Raw genomic sequence first — 18687 nt, 5'->3', positions numbered from 1 at the left:
TTCGCTGATGCCGCTTTCTGAGCGCGTGGTGATCGTCACAGGAGGTGGCGCAGGCATTGGTCTTGGCATCGTCGAGGCGGCTGGCGCGCTCGGTGCCCACATCGTCGTTGCCGAGAAGAATGTTGCGTTGGCTGAGAGCGTAGCTGCTCTTGGCCGCAACACGGATTTCATCGAAACTGACGTTTCCGACCCGGATAGCATTACCAGGCTCTTTGCGTCAGTCGATGATCGGTACGGCAGGCTCGACGGACTGGTGAACAATGCCGGCCTGACGATCACCGGTGATTTCCTCGATTTTCCGCTTGAGAAAATCGAGTTGCTCTGGAGCGTCAATCTGCGCGGATCGCTGTTGTGCGCTCAGCATGCCGGCCGCTTGATGCAGAAGGGCAGGAGTGGCGTGATCGTCAACATCGCCTCAAACCACGCATTTGCCAGCGTGCCCGGTTTTGAAATGTATGCGGCAACCAAGGGGGGCATGGCTGCCATGACGCGCGCCATGGCCTGGAGTCTGGGACGCTACAAAATTCGCGTCAATGCCGTCTGTCCTGGTCTTACGCATACCGAAGCGATTGCCCTGGAGGTTAAAGCCAATCCCGAACTGGCTGCCATCTATGCCGGCTGGCATGCCACGGGGCGCTACAACGATCCGATGGATGTCGGCAGATTTGTCGCCTTCCTGCTTTCGGACGCGGCGGTTGGTGTCACCGGTGCCACTCTCGTTGCCGATAACGGGATGTCTTCCCTGCTCTATCCCATTCCTGAATAGTCACACACAGCGCCCGCTCTGCGGCAGCCAGTTCCAAGAAAGGAACAAAAAGCATGAAGATTACCGCCATTCGTCCCTACCCGGTCTGGGTCGAACCTCGCAATCAGCTCATTGTCAAAGTGGAGACAGACCAGGGTCTCTTCGGATGGGGAGAGAGCGGGCTCTCTGGCCGCGAGAAGGCTGTGATCGGTGCGATCGAGCACTATCGGGAATTCCTCATCGGCAGAGATCCGCTGCAGATCGGCGCTCTTTGGCAGGAGATGTATCGGAGCCAGTATTTTGAAGGGGGCCGCGTGCTGCAGGCGGCGATCTCGGCGATCGACATTGCTTTGCATGACATCAAGGGCAAGGCCCTCGGCGTACCGGTCTATCAACTTTTGGGCGGCAAGCAGCGCGACAGGATTCCAACTTTCGCAACGACATCGGCCAACCCGGGCGATGCAATGATCGAGCAGGCAAGAGTCCTGATGGACGCTGGCTGGACTGCGCTGCGCCTTTCCCCGTCCGAACATCAAGGCGATACGCTCTATGAACCGCGCGAGCACATTGCCGCCACCGCAAAATGGTGCGTCAAAGCCCGCGAGGCGCTGGGGGATGACGTTGTGCTGGGCATCGACTTTCATCACCGTCTTTCGGTGGCGGAGGCGGCGAGCTTTTGCCAGAAAATGCCATCCGGTACGCTCGATTTTCTGGAAGAACCCATTCGCGATGAAACGCCATCGGCTTACGAAGCGCTACGCAGACTCACCGACGTTCCGTTCGCGATCGGTGAGGAGTTCTCCAGCAAGTGGCAATTCCTGCCTTATATCGAACGCGATATCCATCAATTCAACCGTATCGATGTCTGCAATGTCGGCGGATTGACCGAGGCGTTGAAAGTGGCAGGGTGGAGCGAGGCGCACTATGTCGACATGATGCCCCACAACCCGCTTGGCCCGATCTGTACCGCTGCCACGGTGCACTTTGCTGCCGCCGTTCCGAATTTTGCATGGCTGGAAACCCGAAGTTCAACCGCCGAGCAACTCGGCACTGACAGCGATCAGATCTTCCCGGTGCAGCCGCGAATTGAAAATGCGTGCTATCCCGTAACGGACACGCCTGGGCTCGGCATAGAAGTGAATGAGGATTTGATAGCGCGCGAGAGTTTCAGATTCTGGGAGCCACCACATCTGAAACGGCGCGACGGGTCGGTGACGAATTGGTAGGGATCGTTCGAATGCCGCTTGCAGGGCCAGCGTTCGATATCATTGATCCGCACTTTGCCGCTTGCATCATACCCGACGCCCACATCGAACGCATTTGGAGAGGGAGCGAATGGACGGAAGGTCCGGCTTGGCTTGCTGAGCTAGGCCTTCTGGTTTGGTCGGATATCCCAGGCGATCGTATGCTCGCCTGGGACGTGATGACAGGGGGGGTGTCAATATTTCGCCAGCCTGCGAATGGTCCCAATGGCAGCACAGTCGACCGGCAAGGGCGGCTGATTACCTGTGAGCAGACCACGCACCGGCTCGTGCGAACCGAGCTCGACGGTGCGATTACCCCGCTTGTCGACCGGATCGAGGGCAGGCGTTTCAATTCGCCAAACGATGTCGTCGTGGCATCGGATGGCGCAATCTGGTTTTCTGATCCGACCTACGGCCGGACACGAAACCGCGGCGCGGGAGCGGATGTCGACGGCTGTCATGTTTACCGGTTCGATCCCGCGACCGGTATTGTCCGACAGATGACAACCGATTTCGTGATGCCAAACGGACTCGCCTTCTCGCCGGATGAGACTCTTCTCTATATCGTCGACACCGGCAGCACGGAACGTCCGGGCGGTCCGGATCATGTCCGTCGCTTCAGTGTTGGCACGGACTGGGCTCTTTCAGGCGGCGAGGTCCTCGCCGATTCTGGCGGGCGCTTCGATGGCTTACGCGTTGACTGCGAGGGCCGACTTTGGATGGCCGCAGAAGAAGGCGTCCGTTGCTATCTTCCTGATGGAACCATGATTGGCCGCATCAACCTGCCCGAGCGGGCCGCGAATCTGACGTTTGGCGGCAGCGAACTGAACATCCTCATGATAACCGCTACGAGCTCGGTCTACATTTGCCCGGTAAACGCTTTCGGCGCTGGATCTCGATCATAGTCGCTTCGGTGCACCGATGTTGCGCCGCGACGGGCAAGGGCGCTGTGGAGCTTGGAATCGAGTGTTCAAACGTTTGCGAACTGCGCCGGCAGGGCCTCCCACTTTGATCCCTCAGTTGCCTATGCGCTTTTAATATTCGGGAGCCACCGATAACGAAGGCGCCCGCGCTCTGGTTCTGTTGCGAAAGACCTTGGGTGTCATTCCGGTTCGGTGCTTGAAAAGATCATAGAAACGGCTGCTTGAGCCGAAACCGCATTCATAGGCGATTTGAAGGATCGGATCGTTGGTGTCAGCGAGCCGCTGCATGGCCTGAGCCAGTCGGTAGCGCACCAGATACTCGTTCACCGAGACACCCAGCACTTCGCGAAAGGTTCTATTGGCGGTGCTCGGGTGAATGCCCGAGAGGCGGGCGAGTTCCGTCAATGAGAGAGGCCCAGGATGGTAAGCACCGATCAATTCCATCAGCGCTTCCGCCCGCCGTACTGCCGCCCGATCGACTGCGGCGATCATCGCTTGGGATTCGATGTCAGGTGTCTCCAGAGTATCGAGCACGAGACGTCTGACGCGCAACCGTACCTCGTCGATCACCAGCCGGCGTCGGGTTGCGTTGCCCGCTTCCCATTCCTGCATCCATTGCGACGCCAGCGTTACGTCGACGGAACTTGCTCTCGGGTTGGTGAGGAATCTGCCTTGCATGATATCCTGCCTGAAGCTGCGATCGATAGGCAGGCTCAGAAAATCCGCCAGAGGCAGGTAGACGCAGACCAGCGGTGCGTTTTGCGTGACATCGATCGTCCTGTGCGGGATCGCCGCCCAAAACAGCACGAGCTTCCCAGCCTCGACTTGCTCCTGCCGTCCATTGAAAAGGTAGGTCATCCTGCCTTCCATCAGGAGGTTCATCTCAACATGATCGTGCCAGTGCGCCGTGCTCATCGTGTCGGCGATGTGACGCTCGATCAGAAACTCGTCCTCACGGTTGCTGAAGGTTTGCTCGCGCCGAGAGTTTCGATATTGCAGCATAGTAGGTCCAGCCTGCGCGGATTCAGGAATTTTTTAGCTATTAGCAGGAGGAAAATCCCATTTGAAAGGATAATCTCCATTCCACCTGCCAACGAATTCCTCAATTGGAGCGCGGAATGACAAAAATTTGCCTTGTGGGTGCCGGTAGCACGGTTTTCGCCCAGAACATTCTCGGGGATGTCCTCTCCAATCCGGGCGAGTATGCCATCAGTCTGTTCGACATCGATCCGGAGCGGCTCAAAACCTCGGAGATCGTTACTCGGCGTATCTGCCAGTCTCTGGGGCTGGACGCGGTCCAGATCGACGCCACGCTCGACCGCCGCACGGCTCTCAAAGGTTCCGACTTCGTCATCCTGATGATGCAGGTTGGCGGCTATAGGCCGGCTACGGTCACCGATTTCGAAATTCCAAAGCGTTATGGGTTGCGGCAAACCATTGCCGATACACTCGGCATAGGCGGCATCTTTCGCGGACTGCGCACGATCCCCGTGTTGGCCGAGATCTGTCGCGACATGGAAGATCTATGTCCCGGCGCTTTGCTGATGCAATACGTCAATCCAATGGCGATCAATTGCTGGGCGATCAAGGAAATTGCGCCTCACATCAAAACGGTTGGCCTGTGCCACAGCGTCCAGCATACCGCAGCCCATCTCGCCGACTGCCTTGGGGAAAATATCGCGGACATCAACTATGTGTCGGCAGGCATCAATCATGTCGCCTTCTTCCTCAAATATGAAAAACGGCACGTCGATGGAAGTCTGGAAGATCTGTATCCGCGCCTCAAGGCCCTGGCACAGGAGGGGCAAGTGCCGCACGAAGACCGTGTGCGCTTCGATGTTCTTAGGCGGCTTGGCCATTTCGTCACCGAGTCCAGCGAGCATTTTTCGGAATATACGTCCTGGTACATCAAGGATGGCAGAAACGATCTGCTCGAGAGCCTCAACATTCCGCTCGATGAGTATATTCGCCGTTGCGAGGCGCAGATTGCCGGGTGGCGGGAATTGAAGGAGAACCTCGAAGGCGGTAAGCCTGTCCAAATATGTCGCAGCAACGAGTATGCCGCCGGCATCATCCATGCGATGGTGACCGGGCAGCCAACTCTCATATACGGCAACGTGCCGAATAACGGGCTGATAGAAAACCTGCCAGCTTCCTGTGTCGTCGAGGTGCCTTGCCATGTCGACCGCAATGGCGTGCAGCCCATTCGTGTTGGCCGGATACCAACTCAACTCGCCGCGACGATGCGCCTGAGCATTTCGGTACAGGAACTGACCGTGGAGGCGGCCCTGACGGGGAAGCGCGAACGCATCTATCAGGCCGCGCTTCTCGATCCACACACTTCGGCGGAACTGTCGCCCGACCAAATCTGGAAACTGGTCGATGATTTGATCGAAGCCCACGGCAGTCTCTTGCCCAGCTATCACTAGGCATTTTTTTGCCCATTTGGGGCCAGATTCGCTGAAGCTTGGAGAATCGCGTTTTCCCGGTCGGAAAGCGCGATTTTTTTGCGCGTGCTTATGTGCAAACTAGGTCAAAATAGATCAGAATATTGATTGACAGTGATCGTATTTGGTGGAAATTTGATCGAATTGGATGTGGTCGCGCAGGAGGAGGAAGGCGATGAGCCAGAACGGGGGAGGGAAATCGGAGCGTCTCGACGCCATTCGCAGCCACCTCTACTCAAATGGCTTTTCCACCATCCAGGCTTTGGCTGACGCCATTGGCGCGTCGCTGGCGACGGTAAGGAGGGATCTGCAGGTCCTTGAACGGGACGGGGCGATCGACCGGGTGCATGGTGGGGCCCGGATCGCTGAAGGTTCTTCAATCGAGCTGGCGTTTCAGGAGCGAGCGAAGCGCAATCTCATCGCCAAGCGTGCCATTGCGACGGCGGCCTACGAATTGCTTTCGCCGCGCACCGCTATCTTTCTCGATGCCGGCACGACGGTGTTCCAGCTCGCCAGGCTCATCCGCGTCAATCCGATGCCGCTGCGTATTTTCACCAATGGACTGACGGTTGCGCAGGAATTCCTCAACGTCCCTAATTTGGATGTCGTGCTGCTCGGCGGGCAGCTGCGCAGCGAAAATGCTTCTATTGTCGGTCCCCAAGCCGAGGCGATGTTGGAGACCATCTGGTTCGATCAGCTTTTCCTTGGCGCTAGCGCCATCAGCCCCGACGCCGCGATCTATAGTGTCGACAGCGCAGAGGCGAGCCTCAATAGATGCATGCTGGGGCGTTCAACGCATCGCTTTCTCCTCACCGATTCCTCGAAATTCGGAACCATTGCAACGTACAAGGTTGCCCCCCTAACCGCGGCTCAGGTGATTACGGATGCTGGTCTGTCCGCACAGTGGCGGGTTCAGCTTGCGGAGCTTGGCGTTAACGCGACCGTTGTTGCGGATGCCGAAGCAAAACCATGAGCGGCGATCTGATCCTTGGTATTGATGGTGGTGGCAGCAAGGTTCTGGTTGCGCTGGCCGACAAGTCTGGTCGCCTCCTGCGGCTTGTGCGAGGTGGCGGCGTCAACCCAATGGATAATCCAAACTGGCGCCAGGAGCTCGATGCTCAGCTTGTTCCATTTGTGAATGAGCCGCGGCTGGGTGCGATTGCCGCTGCATTGCCCGCCTATGGCGAGGTGGAAAGCCTCTCTCGAATGCAGCGCGAGGCGGTCAAACAATTGTTTGGCGATGTGCCGACGCGCATGCTCAACGATGTCGAAGCCGCTCACCTCGGCGCATTTGTCGGAGGGGCCGGCATCCTTGTTCTTTCCGGAACTGGTTCGATGGCATGGGCGCGCAACGCGGTAGGCGTTTCTCACCGCGTTGGTGGCTGGGGTGACACCATCGGCGACGAAGGCAGCAGCTATTGGATCGGCCGGGCAGCACTCAGCCTCATCAGTCAAAGCATTGATGGACGCGCGGGGGCTACCGCACTGACCGACCTTGTATTCGCGCATTTGCGCATCGACAGGGCCGATCCGATTAACGCGCTCGCAGGCTGGGTGACGGACCTCATCAATCCGCGTGCCGGGATCGCCGCCTTGGCTGTTCTGGTTGACCGCGCGGCGGAGGCCGGCGACGCCGGCGCTGCTTGTCTCATCGAGCAGGCAGCAGAGGAGTTGGCAAAGCATGTCTCCGCTATTGGCGCTGTTGTCGATCACGACAAAGTGCCGTCTGCCTGGACGTATGCCGGTGGCACGTTCGGCAGCCGCAGGTTGCTCAATGCGCTGCAGCACAAAATTGGTCGCCCGCTGAGCGAGCCGATACTTCCGCCAATCGGTGGCGCCCTGTTGGCTGCCGCCCAGCTTCTCGACTGGCCTATCGATGATGGCTGGATCGGGCACATCGCCGGCGATGCAAGCAGCGCGGCGGTGCAAAACAGGTAATGCAAGCCTCAAGAAAAAGGAAAAAGGGAACATGCGTAAATTTATTCTGCTGATGGCCGCTTCGACGGCCCTCGCCATCGCCGGACCGGCGCAAAGTCAAGACAAGAAGACATTTGCCGGGCAGACCATCACAGTACTCATGCCGTCTCCTCAAGCCTCGAACATCGCCGCTGATTTCGAGGCCGAGACCGGCATTCACGTCAACATGCAGACGCTGGCGTGGGACGATATCCGGCCCAAGCTCGTGACAGCGCTCATCGCCGGCACCACGCCAGCCGATGTCACGGAGATCGACTGGTCATGGACGGGACAATTCAGTGCGGCCGACTGGTATCTGCCCTTGAACGACTCAATCGACGCGGAAACTTTGAAGGATGTGGGCGTTTCCAGCATCTTCACAGTTGACGGCAAGCTGCTAGGCATCCCCTACAGCAATGATTTCCGCGTGATGCTGGTGAACAAGAAGCATTTCAACGATGCCGGCGTCGCCGAAATGCCAACAACGCTCGACGGACTTGTGGCCGCAGCGAAGAAGATCAAACAAAAAGGCATCGTCAACTATCCGATCGGCCTGCCGCTATCGCCAACCGAAGGTGCTTCCACAAGCTGGTATCTCCTGACGAAAGCGTTTGGTGGGGATTTGTTTGACGCGAACTTCGAACCGCTTTTCACCAAGCCGGATTCGGCCGGCTACAAGGCTCTGGAGTTCGAGCTGATGCTTTTGAAGGAGGGACTTGTCGATCCCGCCTCCACCAATCTGAAGGACAGTCAGATCAACGATGGGCAGTTCGCTCAGGGCCTGACCAGCATCATGATTTCCGGAGAGCCCGGCCGGCTCGGTCAGATAAACGGTCCTCAGTCCAAGGTGGCCGGCCAGATCGAAGCGATCACGGTGGCCACCTCCAGTGGAAAAACACGCAGCTTTGGCTTGCCGGAAGCGCTCGGCATTCCAAAAGTGTCTCAGAACAAGGAAGCTGCAGTCGAATTCATAAAATGGTTCACCGGCAAGAAGTTCCAGACGCAGAACTACGTCGCCAATGGCATCTTGCCCACACGGACATCCGTTCTTTCGGAACTGAACGACGGTGGAAAGCTGCGTAGCGGCGGTGCCCTTGTGGCGCAATCCAAGACAATCGAGGCGCTGTTCCCGCAAGGAACGCCGACCTGGTATCCGCAATTTTCAAGCGCGGTGAACACGGCCATCAACAGTGCCGCGAAAGGCCAGATGACCGTTGAACAGGCTGTACAGAGCATTGCCGAAGCCACCATGCAGGCCAAGGCTCAATGACATTGGCCGTCTCGCTCAACAAAGCGCGGCAAAAACATGGCGTCGGCGGGAGCGGCGACGCCATGTTAGGGCTTTTGCTTGTGGCGCCCATCCTGATCACCATGGCGACACTGGTCTTCGCGCCGATGGGCAGAACTGTGTGGGACAGCTTCCATCGGGTCAACCCGATGCAAGCTGGAACGCCGTTCATCGGATTGGAAAACTATGCCCGCATGTTTTCCGATGGCCAGCTTGGAACGGCATGGATCAACACGCTTCTCTACGTTTTTCTGGCGGTGATGGCGGAAACGGTTTTCGGCGTGCTCGCCGCCGCTCTCATCAACCAGGTGCGGGTCGGACGGCAATGGCTGCTGGCTGCGGTAATATTGCCGTGGGCGCTGCCGGGTGTTGTCAACGCCGTCATCTGGCTGTGGATATTTCAGCCAGGCGCTGGCCTCCTCAACGGGATCCTGTCGGCGTTCGGTTTTCCTTTTGAGAACCACGTTTGGTTCAACGACCGCACAAGCGCGATCCTGGCTGTCACTGTTGTCCATGTCTGGCGCATGATGCCGCTGACGGTGGTGATCGTGCTTGCGGCTATGCAAGGCATCCCAGCGCACCTTTACGAGGCCGCACGAATTGACGGCGCCACGCGCACACAGATGTTCCTGCGCATTACTCTGCCCCTGGTGCGAAGTGCGATCGCCGTTTCCATGACCAATGCGACGGTCAATGCTTTCAACCTGTTCGACGAGGCGTGGGTGCTGGCGGGCTCCAGTCTGGAGACACGGCCTGTCCTGGTTCAGATCTATCTCGAAACCTTCCAGAATCTCCGGTTTTCATACGGCATGGCACTTTCGCTCGTGATCACGCTTGTCTCGCTGCTGGTTTCGCTCGTCTACGTGCTGCGCGTGTACCGCAACACTCGGTTCGACTGATGAAACAGACATTCGGCTATCGGATTATGGTTTGGGCGGGCGTCGCAGCCCTGTTGATCTGGTCATTGGGGCCAGTCTACTGGACGTTGGCCAGCGCATTTACGCCCTCGGAGGATTTTTCGGCGCGGCCGATCCATTTCATTCCTCAACACCTCACTCTGGACCATTTCTCCCGTCTGCTAGGCATTAACGTTGCCCGCATTGGCGGGGTCGAGGTGTGGGCGCAGTTTCGCGCAGCGCTGATCAACAGCGTCGTGACCGCTGTCGCTGCAACGGTTCTGTGCGTGGCGATCGCAGCGCTCGGGGCTTATGCCTTTACGCGGCTTGAATTTCCCGGCAGGCGGGCTTTGTTCGCAGCTGTCGTCGCCACGCTCGCCATTCCCGCCTATGCTGTTCTGATCCCGCTTTACCAGATCATGATCCGTCTGCATCTGGTGGATACCTATGTCGGGGTAGCGCTGATCTACGTGTCGGCCTTCCTGCCGCTGTCTCTGTGGCTTCTGCGCAGTGTTTTCGAGGCGCTGCCAATCGCGCTGGAGGAGGCGGCACAACTCGATGGAGCGGGGCGACTCTATATCTTCTTCAAGATCGTTCTGCCGCTGGCTGGTCCTGGTCTGACGGCCGCAGCCATCCTTACCTTCCTCGGTGCGTGGGGACAGTATCTCGTGCCGCTGATCTTTTCGCCGGAGGCGACCAAACCGCTAACGGTTCTGATTCCGGAATTCATCACCAAGAATTTCATCGACTACGGGTTGATCACCGCAAGTGGTTCCATCGCCATCGTCATCCCTGCACTCGTCGTCATTTTCCTCAATCGCTACCTCGTGAGCGGCCTCCTGGCTGGCTCAGTCAAATGAAACCGGAGATTTTCATGAACATCACGGAACGTGTCATATTCGAGCAGTTTCCCTATTGGGAAAAGGCGATCGGCTCGATATCGGCGCCGGATGAGGCTGAGCTGACGGTCTTTCTTGGGTGCGGCACATCCTACAACCTGGCACTCTCGCTCGCCGCGCAAGCCAATATTTTCGGCCGTCCGGCGATCGCCGTTCCCGGTGGGGAATGGCTCAATAAACCGAACGCCTTCTGGCCGCGCTGGGAGCGCACACATGTGATTGCCCTTTCGCGCAGCGGCGAGACGACCGAGACGGTTGCGGCCAGCAAGGCGAGCCGTGCGGCCGGTGCGTTCGTGACTGCCGTGACGGTGGAACCCGACAGCGCTCTCGCGAAGAATTGCGACCGGTTGGTGAAGGCCACTACCCATCCCGGCGAGGGAATCGTCATGACCGTATCGGCCAGCCTCATGCTGCTTCTTTGTCTCGAAATCATTGGGCAGGACGTTCCCCATCCGTTGGTTGGCTCGGCACGTCATCTGGCCGAGGCTGTCGATAAGGTCGTTCCGCGTCTGATCGCAGGTCGTTCGCATTTCGTATTTCTTGGCGGCGGCGCTCTCTACGGCGTGGCGCTGGAAGGCGCGCTGAAACTCATGGAAATGAGCCAGAGCTTCACGCAGGCCTTTCATCCGCTGGAATACCGGCATGGGCCTATCAGCCTCGTCGACAGCAGCACCGTAGCTATCATGCTTTATAACGCCGACCAGAAGTCAGCCGAGGCGAAGCTGGTTGCGGAGCTACAGGAAAAGGGTGCCGTGGTCATCGGTTTCGGCGGCCCGGGCGATGCTGAATTCGACATCGATTGCGCTCCGGCACTTGTGGGCCTCAACCTCTTGCCTGCCCTGCAGATACTTGGCGAGCGCGCGGCGCAGGCCAGGCAGATCGATACAGTTGCGCCTCGCCATCTGACCAAGGTCGTGAAGCTGGCATGAATTCGTTCATGGCACAAAATCGAGAGAATGTACTGGCTCGGCTGATGGGTGCTCGCATTTCGCCGCGACCTGGCGGGATCACCTCGATCTGTTCGGCACATCCTCTGGTCATCGAAGCCGCGCTGAGAAACGGCCTTGCCGAAAACACACCGGTTCTTATTGAGGCGACCTGCAATCAGGTCAATCACGATGGCGGCTACACAGGAATGTCACCCGCTCGCTTCCGCGAGTTCGTCGAAAAGATCGCTGACACCATTGGCTTTGCCACTGGCAATATCATCTTCGGTGGCGACCATCTTGGACCCAATCCCTGGAGGGCGCTGCCGGCAGAGCAAGCCTTGGAGAAGGCGGAAGACATGGTTGCCGCCTATGTGGCTGCAGGATTCGAGAAAATCCACCTCGACACCTCGATGGGCTGCGCCGGCGAACCCACCGCACTGGCTGATGATCTAACCGCCATTCGAGCAGCTCGGTTGGCGGTGGTCGCGGAAAAGGCAGCGGAGCGCGCTGGCGTCAGGCGACCACTTTACATCGTGGGAACAGAAGTGCCGCCTCCGGGCGGTGCAACCCACGCGCTCTCTTCCATCGAGGTGACCCGGCCAGAGGCGGCACTGCAGACGCTGTCCGTTCACAAGGCTGCCTTCGTCAAGGCCGGCATCGACATTGCCCTCGAACGCGTGATTGGGGTCGTTGTTCAGCCTGGAGTCGAATTCGACAATACGGGTATCGCCGTTTATCGCCGCGAGCATGCGTGCCAACTCAGCGCCGCACTGCAAGGCATGCCGGACGTGGTGTTCGAAGCTCATTCGACCGACTACCAACCAGCGGCGGCGCTTTCTGCGCTGGTCGATGACGGTTTCGCCATCCTCAAGGTAGGGCCGGGACTCACCTTTGCCCTGCGAGAGGCACTCTATGGCCTCGACACAATTGCAGCTGTGCTTGGCAATACCTCAGAGGACTCCCTCGCGACGACGATGGAGGATATCATGCTGGAAAACCCGAGCCACTGGGTGTCGCATTATCCAGGTGATGACTCGGAACGGCGATTGCAACGACATTTCAGCTACAGCGATCGTATCCGTTATTACTGGCCGGACGAGCGTGCCGAAGCCGCAGTCAATCGGCTGTTCGCCAAGCTCAACCACGGCATACCGCTGCCGCTTATCAGCCAATACCTAGGTCGGCTTCATTCTCGCGTGGTCGCGCAAAAGATTCCGCCGCGGCCTCGTGAACTGTGCCTTGCCGCCATCGAGGACGCTTTGGCGCCCTACAATGCGGCGATCCGAAGTAAGCGGGATGGCGGCTGATGTCTCCACGTCACACAAACCCGAAAACACAGAACCCGACTAGAAACAGTTCCAATTGGAGTTTGTCATGGCATCGGTGAACATTGCGGATGTCCGCAAGAATTATGGGCAGGTCGAGGTTTTGCACGGGGTGGATATCGACATCAAGGATGGCGAATTTGTCATCCTTGTTGGCCCTTCCGGTTGCGGAAAATCGACGTTGTTGCGCATGATCGCCGGCCTTGAAGGGGTGAGCAGCGGTGACATTGCAATCGGCGGGCGGGTTGTGAACGACGTCGCTCCCAAAAATCGCGACATCGCCATGGTGTTCCAGTCATACGCGCTCTATCCCCATATGACCGTTGAAGCGAATATGGGCTTTTCTCTCCAGCTTGCCAAAGCGCCAAAGGAGCAGGTCCTGCGACGGGTCCGGGAAGCGGCGCAGATCCTGGGGTTAGAAAATCTGCTGGACAGATACCCGCGCCATCTGTCTGGCGGCCAGCGCCAACGTGTGGCCATGGGGCGCGCCATTGTGCGGCAGCCGCAGGTCTTCCTGTTCGATGAGCCGCTGTCCAACCTCGACGCAAAACTGCGCGTGCAGATGCGAGCGGAGATCAAGCAACTTCACCAGAGGCTGAAGACGACCACGGTCTACGTTACTCACGACCAGATCGAAGCGATGACCATGGCAGACCGCATCGTGGTCATGCATGACGGCGTCGTGGAGCAGATTGGCTCGCCGCTGGAACTTTACGATCGACCAGCCAATCTTTTTGTCGCGGGTTTCATCGGCTCGCCGGGCATGAACTTCCTTCGGGGCAGGCTAGGCACATCGGAGAAGCCGGAATTCACCGGCAGTGGAGGTGCCCGTCTGCAACTGCCCGCCGGCATGAAAGTGTCCCCCGACGTCGAGGTGGTACTCGGTATTCGCCCAGAGCATCTGATGCTTGTCGAGACCGGGATTCAGGCCGAAGTCGTGATCGTTGAGCCGACTGGATCGGAGACACAGATCTTTGCGCGCCTTGGCGATGACGAAGTGGTATGCACGACGCGGGATCGGATCAATGTACGACCGGGCGACATGCTTGCTCTCCAGCCTGACTACAGCAAGCTGCATCTGTTCGATGCTGAGACTGGCGCGAGGTTGCACTGCTAGTTGCGGCAATCCCGGGTGAGAGCTCGCGAACAGCAATCACTAAGTTGCCGGAGACATTTGCATGGACTACCTCGTCAATCTTTCTCAGCTGTATCCCGATCCGGCGCTGAACGAACGAATGATGAACGCCGGTGTCACGATACGGCGCGTGTTAGCGCCGGAATTGGAATTGGTAACCGATTGGGTGCGGCGGAAATTCCAGTCGCTCTGGTCGAGTGAAACCACGATCGCGATGTCCCGCCAGCCGCCAGCCTGTTTCCTGGCTGCCAGAGAGGATGGATTGATTGGCTTTGCCTGTTACGACACCACCGCGCGCGGTTTCTTCGGTCCAACCGGCGTGGATGAAGCTGAGCGTGGCACAGGCATCGGACACGCATTGCTGCTCGCAACATTGCTCGATATGAAGGATATGGGATACGGCTACGCCATCATCGGCGATGTCGGACCGGTGGCCTTCTATGAGCATACGGTCGGGGCAATACCAATTCCGGATTCTGAACCGGGCATCTATCGCGGGATGCTTGGGTGAACGGATCGAGGTTGGGGGACAACGGGGGCCGCGAGGACGACATGGTCAGTCGTGGTCGCCGTCGTTCCCACCATTTCTCCAGCGCCAGGGCTGCTCGCTTTTTGGCCAGCTTATGAATACGGCGATGGCGGTCAGCATCGCTACTGCTGCAAAGTAGCGCCAAGGATGCTCTTCGCTATAGCTCGACCAGCGGACAGCGACAAAAGTGATGGCGGCGACATATCCAATGATGATCATCCAACCCCGCCATCTGTAGGGCAGGCCGGCCCCGTAGCCGTATTTCTTCACCGGAAACCATGGCTTGCTCATCGGTCCTCGGCTGTACGTGATCGGCGTTTAGCTACCCCCTGGCAGTCAAGTGCACATAATCGTTGCGAAACATTACGTCGAAATGACGCGAAGCATCTCGATCCTGAGAGACCGGGCTTTGCCGGGTTGTTTCCCTGACGCCAAGCGTTCCCTCAGTCGCTGCATCACATTTGGAGAACGCATTTCGCTCGCTGATCATGCCCGAGGCTTACTGGCGGGTATGGCATGGTACTGCCACAGGAACCATGGTGGGTGAGTGGGTGCCGGTAGCTGTTGAGCATACCCTCAGCCTCTGACTTTTGGCTGTAAGCCGTTCGAAGAGCTTCCGTCTCGCCGCTCCAGGTCGAGAACGACCCTTATCTTTTCTACCATGGCGAGGACAAGCAGCTCGAAGCGGCCGTGGACTACTTGATGCGTTGGGGTCGATGTCAAGCTTAGGCCCAAGAGCCGAGGCGACGAAGGCAGCGGCTCCACTCTGCCGGGCCGGCCGCTGACTGCCTTGCGCGCCCATGCCGGTCATAGAAGCCGTCATCGCGCCTTCCTGAAAGCAGACATTGTTTTGGCAACAGTTTCACGTCTCCTGCGGGTGAAAGACCGATTGGCGACAGTCGGCAATGCCTAGGATGGCGGCAATCTCCTGCAGCATAAGCCGTTCAAGAGCGCAGCCATTGATAAACCTGATCGGAGACCATGCCTTTGTGCCTTCACTTAGTTTTGCCTTTTTTGATAATCCATCCGTGGTCGGATCCGCTCCAACCATAGTGTCTTGCTCGAAATGTCCTGAGTGCGCCCTCATATTGTGACAGCACCAGTATTGCGTCTCCGAGCTGGGGAGCATCATATTGTCGATGGTGGGATGCATCACCATCTCGCCGCTTCTGGGAATCTCGGACAACTCATGCGGCGCAATTTTCCCGCGCTCTGCGGCAATCGGGTCAATGGCGCCAAGCGGGAGACCGCCACCGTGGTCGGCCCGCTTTGCACGCCACTGGACCTCCTTGTCGACAAAATGGAGATGGCCGCTCCGACGTTGGCGACTTGATCGTAATCCTGCAATCCGGTGCCTATGGTTTGAGCGCCAGCCCTGTCGGATTCCTTAGTCAGCCGCCTGCTGCGGAAGTGCTCGTGGATTGAGAAGAACTCTTTGCAACCCGATTCCATTGGATGAATGGCAATGATATAGCCGCTGCAGGCCCTTGAATGCGGTGCTTCGCGCCGCAAGCCGCGGGAGCCGACACATGATGCCAAGCGTGCCATTGCCTTTTGTTACGGCACTGTTGCTCGTCATTTTGTTTGTCCGGCTGCTATGGCAAGGTGAGGCGCCCCTCCGTTCAGCGACCCTTTTTGTGGGAGCATGCGCATTGCTCTCCACCGTTGTGGGGCTTCGCTGGACGTTTGACTTTCAGGGCTTTCGCTTTATCCAGCCCATCGCTGCGGTCTTGTTGCCGACCACGGCGTGGCTGACCTTTGCCCGGCTTTCTGACCGAAATATCCCAATCCTGCGATGGTTGCACGCCATCCTAATTGTTCTCGTTGTTGTCCTCTCCGCGGCATGGATGCAATTGCGTGCGCCCATCGACCTCATTCTGGCGCTGATCTTCTTTGGTTACGGAATTGCACTTCTACGAACGAGTTTTGGCGGCGAAGATACGTTCGGTGCAGCCCGTCTGGCCGATGCACCCGCAGCGCGCAACGCCGCCGCCTTCGTTGGCTCAACGTTGATCTTGAACGGCATCGTCGATGCATTTCTGGCAGGCGATTTCGGATTTTACCGTGGTGCCCATTCGGCCCTTATCGTGGCCGTCGGCAATATGCTCGTGCTGCCGGTCATAGCTTATGCCATGGTCAGGGTTGGCCTTAGCGAGGCGCCTGCAGACGCCATGGAGAGCGCTGATCAAGCTCCAGCAGAATCTGCCCGTTCTGAACTCGGAGAGGTTGATCATGCCGAAACGTTGGAAGTCATCGATCGCCTCATGAGCAAGCAAAAGCTCTTCCGCGACCCAGATTTGACGTTGAATAGATTAGCTCGCCGAGCCCTCATCCCAGCTCGGCAGATTTCGGCGGCGATTAATCGAGTGCACGGGAAAAACGTATCTCAGGTCGTCAACGACTACCGGATCAACGAGGCGAAGTCACTTTTGCTCAATACTGATCTTTCGATAACCAGCATCATCTATGAAGTTGGATTTCATACCAAGTCTAACTTCAATCGTGAATTTTTGCGCGTAACTGGCGTGACTCCGAGCGCATTTCGCGAACGAAACCCACTCAACCAAACGTCTTCAACGAACTCGCCTTCGCCAGAAACTGCAGTATCCGCTCGATAATTTGATCGTGAATAGCTGCACGCCCGACCGTTCCACCGTCGCGACACAAAATGACATCGTCGGGGTTCTTAGAGAGTAGCTTTTCGGCATTAGGTTTGCAGCGTTGCGTGAAGCTAAAATGCATCGCATCTGGGATTTGGGCACTTTGGATTCTGTCACTCGGGGGGTGTTGCGCGAGGTACCCAGACTCCAGCTCCGCCGGTAATCCGCCGCTTTCCGTCCCTGCGTTGACAATCAGAAATGGTTTGCTGATACGCGCCAGACTATCGGGAGAGAAGCCGCGCGCCATTGCGACATCAAGCGTGACAAACGCACCGATGCGAGGGTCGCTCATATCGGCAGAGAGTGGCGTTTCGGCTTCGACGCTGGTTGAAATACCCAAGCGCTGCGCCAACCCGCAGGTAAATGGATCGAAACGGCTATGGCATTCGGTAGCAAAGCGCCTTGCATCAAAGCGCCCGCCCGCGAGCGCTACCATCGTCCAAGCTCCGAGTGAATGGCCGATTGCAAAGATGCGATCAGAATCGATAGGTCCGAGCGATGACGTATCGACCAACAAAGCATCGATCAGGCGGCTGATGTCATGCGGGCGTTCCCACAGTTTCCCCATCTCAGCGGAATTCATGTCCATCACGGACGTGCCGGGGTGGTTCGGAACGGCAACAACGTACCCGTGCTCGGCAAGCCGGACTGCCAACCAGCTGAGATTGCGCCAACTGCCATTGAAGCCATGTGAGAGAAGGATCAAGGGCCGCTTTGTTTCATCAGCTGTCGGAGCGGCGCGATAAGCTTTGACCCCATAAAAGATTTCGTCCTCACCGACGGTCTCCGGCTTACCCCGCGCGATTGCCGGATACCACAGCGTTGCGCGAAGAGGTCGTTCACCGACAGGGTCGGCAATATCAAGTTCTCGATAACCAACTGCTGCCTGCGCAAGCGCTGATGAGAGCGGGAAGATGCCAAGCATTGCAACGAGCAGAAGAAATCTGAGCATGAAGAGTTCTCCAAATTACTATTGTCCCTTCGTGACAGACCAGCTCGGAGGTTGAGACCTAGATCATGATTTAGTCCTTCGTAAACGAATGGCGCGCCCGTGGCGCTTGCGGAAATGTGGATGGCATGTTGAGGGACTGTAAGGTATTTATTAGGTGGTGCGGACGCCCGCTACAATCAAAACTCCGACCAGAAAGCCGGTGTTTGCTCTCGAATTCGAGCGCATTCAGACTATGGATTTGGTCTACATCCAAGAGTGTGGCGGAGACAGTCTTTCGCAACTTGGGATTCGGCGGCCATGCCTGCCAATATCGCGGCCAGGCGACTTGCGACTTTGTCGCCAGCAAGGATTGGCAGCTTTGCGCCTTCTCATTTCAGAAATCTACGGAGTCCGGGCGAGCACCTCGAAGCAGACGTTCACGCCACCGGTCGGTGTGAAAAGCGTTGATGTTGGCGCGTTGCGCGGTACTCTATTGCTCGCCGCTACCGACGGCATGATTTTCCACATGGCCGGCGAAGCCGGACGGCACCCCTTACCCGTCGCGGCTCTGCCCTCCGAGATACTCGGCAAATGTTGCCCGGTCATCCAGGGTGCCGACTCTTGGCATCGGCCAGACCCGATAACTGCTGCAACATTTGTCGAGTTATCTCAGGCAGCGACAGCCTTATCGTCCTCAAACGCATAGAAGTGAGGATCCGCAACGGCGTCCCCGGCGAAATTGCGGCTGATCTCCACGGTAATCAAACTGTCGCCAGCAAA

At 57.8% G+C, this 18687-nt stretch carries 19 protein-coding genes; 15 read left to right on the top strand and 4 right to left on the bottom strand.

The features are described from left to right. Window positions 1–7: 7 nt before the first annotated feature. The 3 genes from ACFWXH_RS25720 to ACFWXH_RS25710 are packed head-to-tail and all read left to right on the top strand — an operon-like array spanning window position 8 to window position 2894. The gene (locus tag ACFWXH_RS25720) at window positions 8–766 is read left to right on the top strand and encodes an SDR family NAD(P)-dependent oxidoreductase (protein ID WP_379124137.1); all 759 of its coding nucleotides are present in this window, start codon (window positions 8–10) and stop codon (window positions 764–766) included. Window positions 767–819: 53 nt separating this feature from the next. Beyond that, the gene (locus ACFWXH_RS25715; RefSeq protein WP_379124136.1) at window positions 820–1971 is read left to right on the top strand and encodes a mandelate racemase/muconate lactonizing enzyme family protein; all 1152 of its coding nucleotides are present in this window, start codon (window positions 820–822) and stop codon (window positions 1969–1971) included. Window positions 1972–1982: 11 nt separating this feature from the next. Continuing rightward, on the top strand, window positions 1983–2894 hold the full coding sequence (locus ACFWXH_RS25710; protein WP_379124135.1) for an SMP-30/gluconolactonase/LRE family protein: 912 nt from the start codon (window positions 1983–1985) through the stop codon (window positions 2892–2894). A gap of 129 nt (window positions 2895–3023) precedes the next feature. Here ACFWXH_RS25710 and ACFWXH_RS25705 read toward each other — a convergent pair whose 3' ends face one another. Further along, entirely contained in the window at window positions 3024–3911 is an 888-nt protein-coding gene (locus ACFWXH_RS25705) for a helix-turn-helix domain-containing protein (RefSeq protein WP_379124420.1), read from the bottom strand. Between the two features lie 119 nt (window positions 3912–4030). On the opposite strand from ACFWXH_RS25705, the gene ACFWXH_RS25700 reads away from it, so the two are divergent. The 10 genes from ACFWXH_RS25700 (at window position 4031) to ACFWXH_RS25655 (ending at window position 14298) form a co-directional block, all read left to right on the top strand. Next, a complete protein-coding gene (locus ACFWXH_RS25700) occupies window positions 4031–5341 on the top strand; it encodes an alpha-glucosidase/alpha-galactosidase (protein WP_379124134.1) in 1311 nt (436 codons plus the stop codon). A 193-nt stretch (window positions 5342–5534) separates the two neighbouring features. After that, the gene (locus tag ACFWXH_RS25695; protein WP_379124133.1) at window positions 5535–6332 is read left to right on the top strand and encodes a DeoR/GlpR family DNA-binding transcription regulator; all 798 of its coding nucleotides are present in this window, start codon (window positions 5535–5537) and stop codon (window positions 6330–6332) included. Beyond that, entirely contained in the window at window positions 6329–7297 is a 969-nt protein-coding gene (locus ACFWXH_RS25690; RefSeq protein WP_379124132.1) for an N-acetylglucosamine kinase, read from the top strand. The genes ACFWXH_RS25695 and ACFWXH_RS25690 overlap by 4 nt, the downstream gene beginning before the upstream one ends. A 31-nt stretch (window positions 7298–7328) precedes the next feature. Next, complete coding sequence (locus tag ACFWXH_RS25685) at window positions 7329–8585, top strand: ABC transporter substrate-binding protein (RefSeq protein WP_379124419.1); 1257 nt, start codon at window positions 7329–7331, stop codon at window positions 8583–8585. Next, window positions 8582–9502 carry a carbohydrate ABC transporter permease gene (locus ACFWXH_RS25680; protein ID WP_379124131.1) on the top strand — a complete coding sequence of 307 codons (921 nt, stop codon included), beginning with the start codon at window positions 8582–8584 and terminating at the stop codon, window positions 9500–9502. Before ACFWXH_RS25685 ends, ACFWXH_RS25680 begins: the two co-directional genes overlap by 4 nt. A 23-nt stretch (window positions 9503–9525) precedes the next feature. Beyond that, a complete protein-coding gene (locus ACFWXH_RS25675) occupies window positions 9526–10359 on the top strand; it encodes a carbohydrate ABC transporter permease (protein ID WP_379124418.1) in 834 nt (277 codons plus the stop codon). A gap of 14 nt (window positions 10360–10373) precedes the next feature. Further along, window positions 10374–11327, top strand: coding sequence for an SIS domain-containing protein (locus tag ACFWXH_RS25670; RefSeq protein ID WP_379124130.1), 954 nt, complete (start codon window positions 10374–10376; stop codon window positions 11325–11327). Then, window positions 11324–12634 (top strand): D-tagatose-bisphosphate aldolase, class II, non-catalytic subunit, encoded by a 1311-nt coding sequence (locus ACFWXH_RS25665; RefSeq protein ID WP_379124129.1) that lies wholly within the window; start codon window positions 11324–11326, stop codon window positions 12632–12634. The genes ACFWXH_RS25670 and ACFWXH_RS25665 overlap by 4 nt, the downstream gene beginning before the upstream one ends. A 67-nt stretch (window positions 12635–12701) precedes the next feature. Next, on the top strand, window positions 12702–13769 hold the full coding sequence (locus ACFWXH_RS25660) for an ABC transporter ATP-binding protein (RefSeq protein ID WP_379124128.1): 1068 nt from the start codon (window positions 12702–12704) through the stop codon (window positions 13767–13769). A gap of 61 nt (window positions 13770–13830) precedes the next feature. Continuing rightward, entirely contained in the window at window positions 13831–14298 is a 468-nt protein-coding gene (locus ACFWXH_RS25655) for a GNAT family N-acetyltransferase (RefSeq protein ID WP_379124127.1), read from the top strand. 45 nt (window positions 14299–14343) lie between these two features. Here ACFWXH_RS25655 and ACFWXH_RS25650 read toward each other — a convergent pair whose 3' ends face one another. Next, window positions 14344–14607: a hypothetical protein gene (locus tag ACFWXH_RS25650; protein WP_379124126.1), complete on the bottom strand. Its 264-nt coding sequence runs from the start codon at window positions 14605–14607 to the stop codon at window positions 14344–14346. Between the two features lie 571 nt (window positions 14608–15178). Continuing rightward, window positions 15179–15469 (bottom strand): hypothetical protein, encoded by a 291-nt coding sequence (locus ACFWXH_RS25645; protein ID WP_379124125.1) that lies wholly within the window; start codon window positions 15467–15469, stop codon window positions 15179–15181. Here ACFWXH_RS25645 and ACFWXH_RS25640 point away from each other — a divergent pair. Further along, entirely contained in the window at window positions 15464–15649 is a 186-nt protein-coding gene (locus ACFWXH_RS25640) for a hypothetical protein (RefSeq protein ID WP_379124124.1), read from the top strand. The two genes, ACFWXH_RS25645 and ACFWXH_RS25640, sit on opposite strands and share 6 nt — an antisense overlap. A gap of 196 nt (window positions 15650–15845) precedes the next feature. Continuing rightward, the gene (locus ACFWXH_RS25635; RefSeq protein WP_379124123.1) at window positions 15846–16934 is read left to right on the top strand and encodes a helix-turn-helix domain-containing protein; all 1089 of its coding nucleotides are present in this window, start codon (window positions 15846–15848) and stop codon (window positions 16932–16934) included. On the opposite strand, the gene ACFWXH_RS25630 is transcribed toward ACFWXH_RS25635, so the two are convergent. Next, a complete protein-coding gene (locus tag ACFWXH_RS25630; protein WP_379124122.1) occupies window positions 16876–17928 on the bottom strand; it encodes an alpha/beta hydrolase family protein in 1053 nt (350 codons plus the stop codon). The genes ACFWXH_RS25635 and ACFWXH_RS25630 overlap by 59 nt on opposite strands. Window positions 17929–18687: the final 759 nt, after the last annotated feature.

The sequence above is a fragment of the Mesorhizobium sp. NPDC059054 genome, from assembly GCF_042739215.1.
Classification (GTDB): Bacteria; Pseudomonadota; Alphaproteobacteria; order Rhizobiales; family Rhizobiaceae; genus Mesorhizobium.
The sequence above is the reverse complement of the archived record's forward strand: the minus strand, read 5'-3'. Positions and strand labels throughout refer to the sequence as shown.